Origin of the sequence: Yoonia vestfoldensis SKA53, from assembly GCF_000152785.1 — a bacterium.
Taxonomy (GTDB): domain Bacteria; phylum Pseudomonadota; class Alphaproteobacteria; order Rhodobacterales; family Rhodobacteraceae; genus Yoonia; species Yoonia vestfoldensis_A.
In genome coordinates this window covers 2595232-2608378 of the sequence record NZ_CH672414.1, presented here as the reverse complement: position 1 = coordinate 2608378, position 13147 = coordinate 2595232, and the positions used below count along the sequence as shown (strand labels likewise).

Annotated in this window: 14 protein-coding genes; 4 read left to right on the top strand and 10 right to left on the bottom strand. The window is 61.7% G+C overall.

Features of this window, described 5'->3' with window-relative positions:
• Nucleotides 1–23 precede the first annotated feature (23 nt).
• The 3 genes from SKA53_RS12625 to SKA53_RS12615 form a co-directional block, all read right to left on the bottom strand.
• Entirely contained in the window at nt 24–2936 is a 2913-nt protein-coding gene (locus SKA53_RS12625; protein WP_007206546.1) for a DNA translocase FtsK, read from the bottom strand.
• Nucleotides 2937–2946: 10 nt separating this feature from the next.
• The gene (locus tag SKA53_RS12620; RefSeq protein WP_007206545.1) at nt 2947–4125 is read right to left on the bottom strand and encodes an aminotransferase class I/II-fold pyridoxal phosphate-dependent enzyme; all 1179 of its coding nucleotides are present in this window, start codon (nt 4123–4125) and stop codon (nt 2947–2949) included.
• A 180-nt stretch (nt 4126–4305) separates the two neighbouring features.
• A complete protein-coding gene (locus SKA53_RS12615; RefSeq protein WP_007206544.1) occupies nt 4306–5634 on the bottom strand; it encodes an amidase in 1329 nt (442 codons plus the stop codon).
• Nucleotides 5635–5678: 44 nt separating this feature from the next.
• Between SKA53_RS12615 and SKA53_RS12610 the strand changes: the two genes are divergently transcribed.
• A complete protein-coding gene (locus SKA53_RS12610; RefSeq protein ID WP_007206543.1) occupies nt 5679–6926 on the top strand; it encodes a UbiH/UbiF/VisC/COQ6 family ubiquinone biosynthesis hydroxylase in 1248 nt (415 codons plus the stop codon).
• On the opposite strand, the gene SKA53_RS15060 is transcribed toward SKA53_RS12610, so the two are convergent.
• From SKA53_RS15060 to SKA53_RS12590, 4 genes are all read right to left on the bottom strand, one after another.
• Complete coding sequence (locus tag SKA53_RS15060; protein WP_131494599.1) at nt 6923–7723, bottom strand: hypothetical protein; 801 nt, start codon at nt 7721–7723, stop codon at nt 6923–6925. The genes SKA53_RS12610 and SKA53_RS15060 overlap by 4 nt on opposite strands.
• An 83-nt stretch (nt 7724–7806) precedes the next feature.
• Nucleotides 7807–7986: a Trm112 family protein gene (locus SKA53_RS12600; protein WP_007206541.1), complete on the bottom strand. Its 180-nt coding sequence runs from the start codon at nt 7984–7986 to the stop codon at nt 7807–7809.
• A complete protein-coding gene (locus SKA53_RS12595; RefSeq protein ID WP_007206540.1) occupies nt 7983–8624 on the bottom strand; it encodes an LON peptidase substrate-binding domain-containing protein in 642 nt (213 codons plus the stop codon). The genes SKA53_RS12600 and SKA53_RS12595 overlap by 4 nt, the downstream gene beginning before the upstream one ends.
• Nucleotides 8625–8650: 26 nt before the next feature.
• Nucleotides 8651–9559, bottom strand: coding sequence for a thioredoxin family protein (locus tag SKA53_RS12590; protein ID WP_007206539.1), 909 nt, complete (start codon nt 9557–9559; stop codon nt 8651–8653).
• A gap of 104 nt (nt 9560–9663) precedes the next feature.
• Here SKA53_RS12590 and SKA53_RS12585 point away from each other — a divergent pair, with 104 nt between their 5' ends.
• Complete coding sequence (locus SKA53_RS12585; RefSeq protein WP_007206538.1) at nt 9664–10110, top strand: NUDIX hydrolase; 447 nt, start codon at nt 9664–9666, stop codon at nt 10108–10110.
• Here the strand turns inward: SKA53_RS12585 and SKA53_RS12580 are convergent.
• Nucleotides 10077–10793 carry a phosphodiester glycosidase family protein gene (locus SKA53_RS12580; protein ID WP_007206537.1) on the bottom strand — a complete coding sequence of 239 codons (717 nt, stop codon included), beginning with the start codon at nt 10791–10793 and terminating at the stop codon, nt 10077–10079. The two genes, SKA53_RS12585 and SKA53_RS12580, sit on opposite strands and share 34 nt — an antisense overlap.
• The gene (gene rbfA, locus SKA53_RS12575) at nt 10790–11185 is read right to left on the bottom strand and encodes a 30S ribosome-binding factor RbfA (RefSeq protein WP_040483309.1); all 396 of its coding nucleotides are present in this window, start codon (nt 11183–11185) and stop codon (nt 10790–10792) included. Before rbfA ends, SKA53_RS12580 begins: the two co-directional genes overlap by 4 nt.
• A gap of 97 nt (nt 11186–11282) precedes the next feature.
• Here rbfA and dapB point away from each other — a divergent pair, with 97 nt between their 5' ends.
• Nucleotides 11283–12092 carry a 4-hydroxy-tetrahydrodipicolinate reductase gene (gene dapB / locus SKA53_RS12570; RefSeq protein ID WP_040482976.1) on the top strand — a complete coding sequence of 270 codons (810 nt, stop codon included), beginning with the start codon at nt 11283–11285 and terminating at the stop codon, nt 12090–12092.
• Between the two features lie 96 nt (nt 12093–12188).
• Complete coding sequence (locus SKA53_RS12565) at nt 12189–12545, top strand: hypothetical protein (protein WP_007206534.1); 357 nt, start codon at nt 12189–12191, stop codon at nt 12543–12545.
• On the opposite strand, the gene SKA53_RS12560 is transcribed toward SKA53_RS12565, so the two are convergent.
• Complete coding sequence (locus SKA53_RS12560; RefSeq protein WP_040483308.1) at nt 12546–13118, bottom strand: hemerythrin domain-containing protein; 573 nt, start codon at nt 13116–13118, stop codon at nt 12546–12548. It lies immediately after the preceding gene.
• Between the last annotated feature and the right edge of the window lie 29 nt (nt 13119–13147).

The window sequence follows — 13147 nt, the reverse complement described above, 5'->3', positions numbered from 1 at the left end:
TTATCGCCTCGCAAAAAACCCCCTCAATGCTGCTCGGGCACCAGCACTTCGCGTTTGCCGACGTGGTTGGCGGCGCTGACCACGCCTTGGTCTTCCATCTGCTCGACCAGACGCGCTGCCTTGTTATAGCCGATGGCCAGTTTGCGCTGGATATAGCTGGTGGAACATTTGCGATCCTTGATCACAATCGCCACAGCCGTGTCATACAGCGCGTTTTCCAGATCGGACCCGTCGCCCAGACCCAGCACCAGATCAATGCTGGATTCGTGATCATCTGACGGCCCTTCGACCACGCCGGACATATATTCAGGCGGACCAAAGCCTTTGAGGTGGTTGACGATTTCCTCAACCTCTTCATCGCTGACAAAGGGGCCGTGGACACGCATGATCTTGGACCCGCCCGCCATATAGAGCATGTCCCCCATACCCAGCAGCTGTTCGGCACCCATTTCACCCAGGATCGTGCGGCTGTCGATTTTCGACGTTACCTGAAACGAAATCCGTGTCGGGAAATTGGCCTTGATCGTGCCGGTGATCACATCGACCGACGGGCGCTGTGTGGCCATGATCAGGTGGATGCCCGATGCCCGCGCCATCTGTGCAAGGCGCTGGATACAGGCCTCGATCTCTTTGCCGGCGACCATCATCAGATCGGCCATCTCGTCCACGATGACGACGATATAGGGTAGGACTTCGGGCTGGAATTCCTCGGTCTCGAAAATCGGATCGCCGGTTTCATCGTCAAAACCCGTCTGTACGGTACGGCTGAACATCTCGCCTTTGCTCAACGCTTCTTTCACCCGACCATTGAAGCCGTCGATGTTACGCACGCCCATTTTCGACATTTTGCGATAGCGTTCTTCCATCTCGCCCACGACCCATTTCAGGGCGACCACGGCCTTTTTCGGGTCGGTCACGACCGGCGACAACAGATGCGGAATACCGTCATAAACGGACAGTTCCAGCATCTTGGGGTCGATCATGATCATCCGGCATTCCTGCGGTGTCAGCTTATACAGCAGCGACAGGATCATCGTGTTGATGGCCACCGATTTCCCCGACCCCGTGGTCCCCGCGATCAGCAAATGCGGCATCTTGGCCAGATTGGCGATGATCGGCTCGCCGCCAATATCCTTGCCCAGCGCCAGCGGCAATTTCTGGTTGCCATCACCGAAATCGCGGTGCGACAGGATTTCGCGCAGCACGACCTTTTCGCGGTTCTCGTTGGGCAGTTCGATCCCGATCACCGACCGGCCCGGCACGGTGGACACACGCGCTGACAAGGCCGACATCGACCGCGCGATATCATCGGCCAGACCAATGACGCGGCTGGCCTTCAGACCCGGTGCCGGTTCAAGCTCGTACATCGTGACAACAGGGCCAGGACGCACGGCGATGATGTCACCCTTGACGCCGTAATCATCCAGCACGCTTTCCAGCATCCGGGCGTTTTCGCTCAACGATTCGTCGCTCAGGTGATGGCGCGTGATCTCAACCGGGTTGGTCAGCAACGACAACGGCGGGCGTTCGTAATCCGCGTAAGGATCGTCGAATTTTAGCGCAGGCTGCGCCTCGGCCACGGCCTGACGCGACGGCTGGACCGGGCGCTTGGGTGGATGCTGCACAACTGTGCGCGGTTCGACAAAGGACGGCACTGACGGAATCGGCGTATGCGGAACAGCCAGATAGGGCGCATCATCGTCATCGTCATCGTCATCTTCGAAAATGGCGTCGTCCTGCTCTGCTTCGGGCGTGACCAGCGGCGGGTAAGGCGCATAAACCAGTGGCTTTGGCCCACGCCCTGCGGTCAGGGACGGTTCGATCCGCACGCCAGTCGGCGATGGTGGCGCGGTACGGCTGCGGATGGCATCGGCGATGCGCGCGCTGACGCGGGCGGTATCGGCCACGGGTTCGGCATCTGTCAGGCGCGGTTCGGGGGTGACCAGTTCGGGTTGCGGCATCGGGTCGTTGCGGCGCAACAGGCCAGACAGAAAACCGCCCGTGCTGGGCGCTGGTTCCGGGGCGATGTTGCGCATCGGGGCGGTCAGCGGTGGCGGCGCGGCAGGGATTTGGCCGGTGGTCACAGGCGGTTCCTCGGCCCCAAAGGCAGGGCGCGCACGCACGACGGCCGCCGCGCGCAGGCGGCTTTCGAAATCAGAGGAGACAACGGGTTGTGGCCGGCTGACGATATCCTCGGTCACCTGCGGATCGGCAAACATCCGGCTTTGCGCACGACGGGCTTGCACAGCCGCTGTCGCCACATGCGCGCCTTGCGCCGAAAGCGCGGCCCCCTTGCCCATCATCCGCAGCGCGAAATCATAGATCAAGACCGTGCCCAGCATCACGAACCGCAGCCCCTTGCGCAATTCGGGGCGGGTAAAGCCCAGCAGGAAGGTCAGCAGCGCCACCAGCAAAACGGCAGCCAGAAAAGACAAAAACTTGACCCCGAACACAGTGCCAAACGGCAGGATTGTCAGCAAAACGCCCAGCACGGTATCGCCAAACAACCCACCCATGCCAAAATTGGCAGGCCAGTCCTGCGCCGGTGCCAGCGTCGCCGCATAGACAGAGGCCACCACAATCACCACGGGGGCAAACATCGCGCGGCCGATCACGCGGTCTTGGCCGTAATGAAACACAAACCGCGCGCCTGCCGCGATCAAGGTTGCAGCAATGACCCACGACCCCAGCCCGATCACCATCATCAAGGGCGCAGCGACCGAGGCACCGAAATGGCCAAGCCAGTTCTGCACCGGCGCATCGGTGGCGGAAATCCAGCTTGGGTCATCGGGCGAATAGGTCCCGATCACGACAGCAAACAACGCCCCCGTCACGATCAGCGCAAGACCGACCAATTCGCGGCTGCGTTTTTCCAACGCGGCCTGCGTGGTGCTGTCAAAAAGCGGATCGCGCTGGCGGGACTGGTAAGATGCCATCTGGTATCTCCTATCTGTACAGACAGTCGCGGATCAGTGTCAGACCGCGCTGCATTTCTTGGGTCGGGGCCACCATGGCGACCCTGATATAGCCTTGTCCGGGGTTGTCGCCGGCGACATCGCGGCTCAGATACGCGCCCGGCAGCACCCGCACGCCCGTGCGCTGCCAAAGCGTAACCGCCGCCGCCGCGCCATCGGGCACCGGCAGCCACAGGAAAAACCCCGCCTGCGGCGACTGATAGCCCGGCACATGGCCAAGGATGTCATCGGCAATGTCAAATTTGCGGCCATAAAGCGCACGATTTTCCACCACATGCCCTTCATCCGCCCAGACCGCCGCTGCAACAGATTGCAGCGGGCCAGCCAAAGGCGCACCCGCAAAGGCACGCAACTGGCGCAGGCGCGCGATGGATGTCGCACCACCCGCCGCGAAACCGCAACGCAGGCCGGGCAGGTTGGACCGTTTCGACAGGGATTGGAAAATCAGCACGCGGTCAGGGTCAGCACCCATCGCCGCTGCAATCTCCAACGCGCCGGGTGGCGGCGCATCGCGGTAAATCTCGGAATAGCATTCGTCGGCGAAAATCATGAAATCATGCTTTTCCGCCAGCCCGATCAGTTCGCGCCAATAGGCCTCGGACGCGACAGCGCCCTGCGGGTTGGCAGGCGAACAGATATAGGCAATCGCCGTGCGGGCCAGCGTCTCGGCAGGCAGGCTTGCGAAATCGGGCAGATGGCCGGTGGCGGGTGTGGCAGCGACATAGACAGGCTCTGCCCCGACCGACATCGCGGCGACACCGTAAACCGGATAAAACGGATTGGGCATCAGCACGACGGGCCGTTTGCCGTTCTTGGTTTCAGGACACAGCGCCATCGCAGCGTTATAAAGCCCCTCGCGCGTCCCGTTCAGCGCGATGATCCGCTCGGTTGGCACATCCAGCCCGTAGCGGCGCTGCAAGAACCCCGCCATCGCTGCCAGCAGATCGGGCTGGCCTTCGTTGCTGGGATAGCTGTTGAACCCGCCAAGATGCTGTTCCAGCAACGGCCCGACAAAAGCGGGAAAGGCATGGCGCGGCTCGCCGATCGTCATGTTGATGACGTCGGTGGCCTCGGTCGGCACGTCCAACAGCGCACGCAGGCGTGGCCAAGTCGCAACCGGAAGGTCCGAAAACCGCTCGGGGAAATCCATAACTGCCTCAATTCGCGGGATCATTTCGCCCCACTTCGAACACAAACTAGCGCAGCAGATGCGCGTGTGTCCAGCGCCTGCCATGCTTTGTGGGGAATTTGTGGCTTTTCAGACGGTCCAGCCCATATTCCGAGCCTAAATATCCCCGCCGGAGACCAGAATCTTTTATCCCAACATCTTTTATCCCAACGCCCGTGCCGCCGCTGCCGCCAGCCGCAGCAGACGCGCCTCGCCCCCAGTCTGCCCGTTGAACATGATCCCGCAGGATGGCACATCCGTGGGCAGGGTGATCGAACAGACATCCAGCAGGTTCGCCACGCGGGTGTTGCGCAGGGCCAGCAGGTTTTCGGATTTGTAATAGGCATCATCCGTCAACAGGCGCGCGGCATCGGGGGGCAGCAAAGGCGCGGTCGGCATGATGACGGCATCGAACTGCGCGGTTTCAGCCGCATATTCCTTGCAGATCTGGCGCAGAATGTTCCAGCCCGCCACGAAATCAGGCCCCGACACGGTTTTCCCGCCACGCACCCGTTCCAGGATCTGGGGAAACATCTTTTCGGGATGCGCCTCGACCAGATCGCGCCACCAGCCATAGCTTTCTGCGGCATAAAGGTTGCCCGCGACGTTGAACGCATCGAATAGCTGCGAGAAATAGCGGTGTTCGATCTGCGCGCCTGCCGCTTGCAGTTTTGCCACGCTAGCCTCGAACGCCGCGCGGGGCGCGTCGCGCACATCCTCAGGCACGATCGTATCCAGCACCATCAGGCGCATGCCGGCCAGATCGGCCCCACCCAGATCAACGGGGCGCGATCCTTCGAGCACGGCCAGCAACAGCGCCGCATCCTCGACCGACCGGCACAAGGGGCCAACGGTATCAAAAGTCAGGCAAAGCGGCACGACACCTTCCAGCGACAACCGCCCATGGCTGGTTTTCAGCCCCACCAGATCATTCCACGCCGCCGGTATCCGCACCGATCCGCCGGTATCCGTGCCGATCCCCGCCGCCGCAAGGCCGAACGCGACAGACGCCGCCGCCCCCGACGATGACCCCCCCGCCACAGCGCCCGCGTCATTCACACAAGGCGGCGTCGCGGTGATCGGGTTCAGGCCCAGCCCGGAAAAGGCGATTTCGGACATATGGGTCTTGCCCAGACACACCAGCCCCGCCGCCGTCGCTGTCTCAAGCACCTTTGCATCACGCTCCGGCACGCGGCCTGCCAACAGGGCGGTGCCTGCCTCTGTCCCGATACCGGCGCTGTTGAACAGGTCTTTCCAAGACACCGGCACACCGTCCAATGGCCCGCGCCGGAACCCTGACGCGGCGCGTTCGCTTGCCGCTTTGGCCTCGGCGCGCGCGCGGTCATGTGTGACGCGGGCATAGATCCGGTCACGGTGTTCATGCGCGTCGATGGCGGCAAGGTAGACCTCGGTCAAATCCACAGGGTCAATCATCCCTGCGGCAATCCCACGCCCCAGATCCGCGGCCGTTTGCCAACGCCAGTCCTGCATCTTTCATTCTCCTGTTTGGCGGAACCGTAGCGGCGCAAAGGCGCATGGACAATCCCGCCTGCGGGGTCATATTGCGGCCCATGAACACAGATATCATCATCGTGGGCGGCGGGCTGAATGGCCCCGCCTTGGCCTTGGCGGCGGCACAAGCAGGATTCACCGTGACGGTGATCGACAGCCAGCCTGTGCCGGTCCACACGGACCCCGCTTTTGACGGGCGGTCCTATGCGCTCGCGCTGACCTCTGCACGGCTGCTGCGCGGGATCGGCATCTGGCCGGTGATCGCGGCCAATGCTCAGCCGATGCTGGAAATCAAGGTCACTGACGGGCGCGCAGGCGAAGGCCCCAGCCCCTGGATGATGCATTTCGACCATGCCGAGATCGAGGAAGGCCCGATGGGCTATCTGGTCGAGGACCGGCACCTGCGCCGCGCCTTTCTGGACGCGCTGGCAGCGGACAACCGGATCACCCATCTGGCAGGACAGACCGTTGTGGCGCAGACAGTGACGGCAGGCGGCGTGCAGGTGACGCTAGCCAATGGCGAGCCGCTGGACGCGCAGCTGCTGGTCGGATCGGACGGGCGCAAATCCGGCACCGCCGAACGTGCAGGGATCAAGCGTACCGGCTGGGACTACGGGCAAACCGCCGTTGTCTGCGCCGTGGCACATGACAAACCGCATAGCGGGATCGCGCATCAGTTCTTCATGCCCGCAGGCCCGCTGGCAATCCTGCCGCTGACGGAAAACCGCAGTTCCATCGTCTGGAGCGAACGGCGCGCCCGCGCGCAGGAATTGGTCGCAATGGATGATGCGGCGTTCCTGAACGCGCTGAAACCTGCCTTTGGCAGTTTTCTTGGCAATATCCAGCTGACCGGCGCGCGGTTCAGCTATCCTTTGAACCTGACGCTGGCCAACAGCCTGATCGCAGGCCGGATGGCGCTGGTCGGCGACGCCGCGCACGGCATCCACCCGATTGCGGGGCAAGGGCTGAACGCCGGTTTGCGCGACGTGGCGGCCTTGGCCGATGTGCTGACCACCGCGCGTAGCCGCGGTGAGGATATCAGCAGCGCCCAGACCTTGCAGCGCTATCAGGAATGGCGGCGGTTCGACACGGCGACGCTGGCACTGGCGACCGACACGTTCAACCGGCTGTTTTCCAACGACAACCCCCTGATCCGAGCCGCCCGCGATATGGGTATGGGGCTGGTCAACAGCGCCCCGCGCCTACGCCGCGGCTTCATGCGGCAGGCGGCAGGGCTGAACGGGGATTTGCCAAGCTTGATGCAGGGTTAGATGACGGGGTACCGATCGACATCGATCTTGTGCCGCTGACAGATCAAATCGATGTAGCTTCCACGCGGCGGGACACCAGAGAAATGTTTGCGCAAATCACCGCGCGTCTCGCCTTGGAAATGGTGAAACCGCACCCAAGGTTGTTCATAGCTTTCGATGGCTCTTTCGGGATCCAGAAAACCCCTTGCTGGCCAATATGTATGCCAATGCTGACCGCGACTGATTTCGCCGGTGATGCTTAACGCCCAGCGGGTGACGCTTGGGCCGGTTGTCGTCCACGGCAGATCATAAAGCGAAATCTGTCCTTCGGTCTCATAATTGCTGACAAGACCCTTGATCCTGTCAGCGCCTAGCCAATGCGGCAGCGGGACTTCTGACGAAAGAAATTCAAGGATCAGCTTCAACGCAATCGAGTTTTTCGGCAGGCGCAGTACACAATTGTTGACCGCTTTGTTGCGCCAGACAACGCCGAACAGATAGTCTGAGGAAAAATCCAAAGGATTGACGCAATAAATGTCCAGATCGACCCAAACATGATCCGTCATTTGCAGCAGATGTATGCGAAAAACATCGGAATAAACCGCCGCACGACGCCGTGAGGAAGGGTGTTTTTGAAATTCTTCGTCGGAATAGATGCTCCTTGCATCATGCAAGATCACACCGTCCGGCACGTCCATGGTCAGGTCAAGAACATAAAGATTGAACGTGTAACCGTGATCGAGGAAAGACTGGATGCAAACTCTTTCAACACAGGACAACGGCGCACCGAACCAGAAACTCGCAACTTGGAAATCCACAACCTTAACCCTGACACAACAGCAAATACTGGTCGTAGGTCTATGGACAGGCAACACCGATTGTCAACGACATCGTCCGCGCATCAGTCTACCTGCCGCGCCTCGTCCACCAGCATCACGGGTATCCCATTCCTGATCGGGAACGCCAGATGGGCGTTTTCGCTGACCAGTTCCTGCCGCTCGGCATCATAGCGCAGGGTCGCGTGGGTGATGGGGCAGACCAAAGCCTCCAGCATCTTGGGGTCGAAACCGGGCTCGCTCATTGCATTACACCTTCTCCGTTGCCGCCGCGCAGGGAATATTCCATCAGCGTCAACAGCGTTTCGCGCCGTGTGGACAGCGACGGGGCTTCCAGCAGGGCTTGTTTGTCTTCTGGTGTGAAAGGGCAAAGCATCGACAGCGAATTGATCAGCAATTCATCTTCGGCCTCGCTCAGGCTGTCCCAATCGGTGGACAGGCCCTGATCCACCAGAAACCGGTTCAACGCCTTCATGAAACTGTCGCGGTCAAAGTTTTCGTCTTTTTCCACCGGCCCCAGATCGCGCGAAAACCCTTGCCAGCTGACCTTGCAGCGGCGGTAGGGGGTGAAACCTTCGATCTCTTCCACGATACGGAAACGGGACGCGCCGGACAGGGTGACCATGTACCGCCCGTCCTCGGTTTCGGAAAACGCCGTCAGCTTGCCCGCGCAGCCGATGCTGTGCAGCTTGCCTGCCGCACCGGGGGCGTCATAGGGTTGCACCATCCCGATCAGCCGCGAGGATGTTTTCATCACATCGTCCAGCATCGCAAGATAGCGCGGCTCGAACAGGTGCAACGGCAAGCGCGAACGCGGCAAAAGCAGCGCGCCGGGCAGGGGGAATACCGGAATTGTATCCGGCAGATCAGTTGATGATATCATTGGCATGACATAGTCCGCCTTTGCCCTCAGGCAAATATCATTGACGACAACCGGCGCCGTCCGGACAGCACGATGGGGTCCTTGGCATCGCGGGCGTCGAAAATCTTGAACAGCTGGTTTTTTGCGGCCCCGTCATTCCATTCCCGATCCCGCCGGAACAGGTCAAGAAGTTCGTTCACCGCCTCTTCGACCTGACCATTGGCATGCAGCGCCACCGCCAGATCGAACCGCGCCTGATGGTTGGCGGGGTCGGCATCGACCTGCGCCTGCAATTCAGCCACGGGTCCGGCATTCGCCGCCTCGCGCAGCAGGATGATCTGGGCGTGCAACGCCTCCAGCGCGGGGTCGGTCGAGATTTCGGCAGGTGCGCCGTTCAGGATCGCCTCGGCCTGATCGATATCGTCCAGCGCCAGGTAGCAGCGCACCAGACCGGCATAGGCGGCAGCATTGGCGGGGTCTTCTTGCAGGATCGCGGCAAAGGTTTCGGCGGCGTCTGTCACGGCACCTTCGGTCAGCATCTGTTCGGCGGCCTCGATAGCACCGGCCAGACCGTCATCAGGTTCGCCAGCAAGGGCTGCGATCTTTTCGACAAAGGCGTTGATCTCGGATGGGGGCAGCGCGCCTTGGAACCCGTCGACCGGACGACCTTGATAGAATGCGTAAACCGTGGGGATCGACTGTACCCGCAGCTGGCCCGCATAGCCGGGGTTGCGGTCCACGTCGATCTTGACGAGCTTGACGCGCCCGCCTGCCTTGGTCACGGCGGCTTCGATCGCGGGGCCAAGGGTTTTGCACGGGCCGCACCACGGCGCCCAGAAATCGACGATCACCGGCACATCCTGCGAGGCCGCGATCACATCTTGGGGGAAACTGGCATCGGTGCCGTCCTTGATGACATCCACAGGGGGGGTCGGTTTGGCGTTCAGTTCCAGCATCGCGGTCTCCTTTAACGGGCTGGGGCATATATGTGGGCAAAAGCGGCCTGCGCCAAGGGGCAATGACACTTTCGCTTGCGCTGCTGCAGGCATAGGCTGCCCATATGGAAACCACAGCCCGTCCCGCCCTGCCCCGTCTGGGGGCCATCGCCGTTGTGCTGCATCAGGGCAAGGTCCTGCTGGTGCGGCGCAAGAACCCTCCGGATGCGGGGCTTTGGGGGTTTCCGGGCGGGCATGTGGAGCCGGGCGAAACAGCGCTGGCCGCCGCCACCCGCGAACTGGCCGAGGAAACCGGCGTGATCGCGCGCGCTGTCCGGTATCTGACCAATCTGGACATCATCCTGCACGACCCTGCGGGCGCGTTGCAGTTTCATTTCCTGTTGGCCGTCGTGCTGTGCGATTATGTCAGCGGCACGCCTGTCGCCGCCGATGACGTGTCAGACGCAGGCTGGATCGCGCTTGCCGATGTGGCGTCCCTGCCCACCAGCGCGGATGTGGGCCGGATCATCGCGCTGGCCTATTCGACCACGCCGACCATCGGCCCCATCTGAGCGCCGAAATCCGACCGGCCCAGCGCCGGCGCATGCAGCCGCGACACCTTGCCATCAAAATACAGCGCATCGGGCATTTGCAGGTGGTCGCGGAAAAAGCTGGCGAATTCGTGGAAACTGACCACATCGTTGGAAATCACGAAAACCGCGCGATCCCCGTTTGCGGTCGTGCCGACCCCGTTGCGCAGGAAACGCGATGTGCCGTCGGGCAGAAACCGCGGATGCAGCGCCCCGTCGATCACCAGCATTGGCCCCGATTGGGTCGCATCGCGGCAAACGGGGGCATCCTCGACATAGCGCAGCGTTTCGATCACGCGCGCAGATGTGTCCGTGATGCAAAGCACGCCATTGGGCAGCAGCCCGAAATTGCCGGGGCCGGCATTGGGGATGACGCGCATCACCTCGACCCCGTTTTCGACGTAATGGCCCACGGGCGCGCGATCGGCGTGATACATGCCCGCATTCATTGCAAACGGCAGGGCGGTCACATCGGGCAAGCCTTCGATGGCGCGGAAACTGCCAAGGATGCTGTCACCGTTCTTGTGAAACAGGCGCAGGTCATCGACCACCGGATCGACCGTGCAGGCGGTATAGCTTTTGCCCAGATAGCTGACGTCTTCGCAGGTGACAGCCGCCGCAGGCAGGGCCAGCCAGATCAACGGCAAAACCAGCGTCAGCCTCACTCGTCCAGATCCTGCCTGACGTGATCCTCGGCCAGCAGGGCGCGGGTCGCGTCCATCTGGTCAAAGGTGCCATCCAGCTGGAATCGCAGTTCGGGCGCGAATTTCATCGACCCGCCCTTGACCACCAGATGCCGGACCTCGTGACGGTTGCGGCGCAGAGCGTCCAGCGCCTCTTCTTTGCCGATCCCGCCCAAGGGCAGGATGAACGCCGTCGCGATCCGCAGGTCGGGCGACATGCGCACCTCGCCCACGGTGATCGACATGCGCGCAAGGTCGGGGTCATGCACCTCGCCCCTTTGCAGGATTTCGGACAGGGTCCGCCGGATCATCTCGCCCACGCGCAACATGCGCTGCGTCGGGGCCTTGCCATCGCGTTGTGTATTCTTTGCCATGCCCTGCATTTAATCGCTGTGGACGACAAAGCCAAGCAAGGCTTTGCACCGGGGGCAAAGCGCCGCTAAGACGGGGCAAAGAGATGAGGGCAAAGACATGACCGACACACCGGGAATCGTGATCACAGGCGGATCAGGGCGCATGGGCCAGATGCTGGTCAAGGCGGTGCTGGCGTCAGACAAATGCCATCTGGCCGCTGTACTGGAACGGACAGGCCATGCGTGGATCGGGCAGGATATCGGCACTGCCATGGGCGGCCAGCCTGCCGGCGTCACTGTCACAGATGACGCGCTAGAGGCTTTCGCCCGCGCGCAGGCCGTGATCGATTTCACCGCACCTGCGGCGACCGTGGGCTTTGCCGCCCTTGCCGCGCAGGCCCGCGCGGTGCATGTGATCGGCACCACGGGCCTGTCGGATGATGATATCAAGGCGATTGATGCCGCCGCACGGCATGCCGTGATCGTGCGGGCGGGGAATATGTCACTGGGCGTCAACCTGCTGGTCAAGCTGACGCAAACAGTCGCCGCCGCCCTTGACCCCGATTTCGACATCGAGATCGTCGAGGCGCATCACAATCAAAAGGTCGATGCACCCTCCGGCACCGCGCTGATGCTGGGCGAGGCTGCGGCCACAGGGCGTGGCGTGACACTTGCCGATGTGCGCGACGCGGGGCGCGACGGGATGACCGGCGCACGCCAGCGCGGCGATATCGGGTTTTCCGCAATCAGGGGCGGTGACATCGTCGGCGAACATGACGTGATCTTTGCCGCCGCCGGTGAACGGATCGTGCTGCGCCATCTGGCGACGGACCGTGCGATCTTTGCGCGCGGCGCGTTGAAGGCGGCACTTTGGGGGCAGGACAAGGCGCCGGGGGCCTATGACATGATGGATGTGCTGGGGCTGTAACGCGCCGTGCAGGTCAAAATCAGCCGAAACCAACGGGCCAAGTGAACCGACCGGATTGTCTGTGCGTAAAAGCATCAAGTAAACCGAAGGTTGATCATGAAGACATTGATTCTGGCCCTTGGCCTCACGCTGACAGCGGGCGCAGCGGTGGCCAGCTATGTAAAGGTGACGGACGAAGACACCTTTCTGTCACTGGTCGAAGGCAAGCAATTGCGCCATCGGTTTTACGGGATCACGCTGAATGTTCTGGATACCGGACAGGTTCTCGGCAGCGCCATCGGCTGGAATGTCGAAGGCACATGGAGCTGGCGGGACGGCTATTTCTGCCGCGAGCTTTATTGGGGCGGGTCGCTGATCCCCTATAATTGCCAGTTGGTCGAAATCAACGACGACCTGATCCGGTTTACCGTGGATCAGGGTGCAGGCCGGTCTGCCGCCTTTCGGTTGCGATAATCAGCCAAAATCACGACTGCCATAGCGCAGCAGCACCGGCACGACCAATTCTTCTTCGTCAACCAGATGCCGGTTCAGCAGCTTTTCCAGCCGGGCGAGTTCTGATTGGAACGCCCCTGCATTGTCCTGCAAGGCATCGCGCGGGCCAGACGCCTGCAACACGGCATTGGCGCTGGTGACAAAAGAGGCCAGAAATTCATCCAGCGCATGATGGTCGGCGTCAAGGATGTCGAACCCCCGGCTGATCCGCTTGTCCTTTTGCATCAGCTTGGGAAAATAGACGCTGTCCTCGATCGTGTGATGTTCATGCAAGCCGTTGACGAACATGCCGCCATAGCGCGACAGGTTTGCGGCAAACTGGTCGGGTGCCAGCTTGCGGTCCAGCAGCTTGTCGGTGACGCTGCTCATCTCGGCCATCAGGCGGCGAAACATCAGGTGCCGGTCCAGCCAGAACCGGATCAGCCCGTCGAAACCAGGGTCATTCTGCCATGCATCGCGCGGATAATCCGCCAGCAGCACGCGCAGGGCATCGGGCAGTTTTTCACGGCTGATCAGGGCGATTTCATCGGACATCGGCATTTCCTTTTGGCGTGATGATTAGC

What these genes read in the sequence shown, in the direction of transcription:
- SKA53_RS12565 (WP_007206534.1), top strand. Translation starts at nt 12,189, where the DNA reads ATGAAGACATTGATTCTGGCCCTTGGCCTCACGCTGACAGCGGGCGCA.
- SKA53_RS12595 (WP_007206540.1), bottom strand. Translation starts at nt 8,624, where the DNA reads ATGATATCATCAACTGATCTGCCGGATACAATTCCGGTATTCCCCCTG.
- SKA53_RS12560 (WP_040483308.1), bottom strand. Translation starts at nt 13,118, where the DNA reads ATGTCCGATGAAATCGCCCTGATCAGCCGTGAAAAACTGCCCGATGCC.
- dapB (WP_040482976.1), top strand. Translation starts at nt 11,283, where the DNA reads ATGACCGACACACCGGGAATCGTGATCACAGGCGGATCAGGGCGCATG.
- SKA53_RS12625 (WP_007206546.1), bottom strand. Translation starts at nt 2,936, where the DNA reads ATGGCATCTTACCAGTCCCGCCAGCGCGATCCGCTTTTTGACAGCACC.
- SKA53_RS12590 (WP_007206539.1), bottom strand. Translation starts at nt 9,559, where the DNA reads ATGCTGGAACTGAACGCCAAACCGACCCCCCCTGTGGATGTCATCAAG.
- SKA53_RS12620 (WP_007206545.1), bottom strand. Translation starts at nt 4,125, where the DNA reads ATGGATTTCCCCGAGCGGTTTTCGGACCTTCCGGTTGCGACTTGGCCA.
- SKA53_RS12600 (WP_007206541.1), bottom strand. Translation starts at nt 7,986, where the DNA reads ATGAGCGAGCCCGGTTTCGACCCCAAGATGCTGGAGGCTTTGGTCTGC.
- SKA53_RS12615 (WP_007206544.1), bottom strand. Translation starts at nt 5,634, where the DNA reads ATGCAGGACTGGCGTTGGCAAACGGCCGCGGATCTGGGGCGTGGGATT.
- SKA53_RS12585 (WP_007206538.1), top strand. Translation starts at nt 9,664, where the DNA reads ATGGAAACCACAGCCCGTCCCGCCCTGCCCCGTCTGGGGGCCATCGCC.
- rbfA (WP_040483309.1), bottom strand. Translation starts at nt 11,185, where the DNA reads ATGGCAAAGAATACACAACGCGATGGCAAGGCCCCGACGCAGCGCATG.
- SKA53_RS12610 (WP_007206543.1), top strand. Translation starts at nt 5,679, where the DNA reads ATGGACAATCCCGCCTGCGGGGTCATATTGCGGCCCATGAACACAGAT.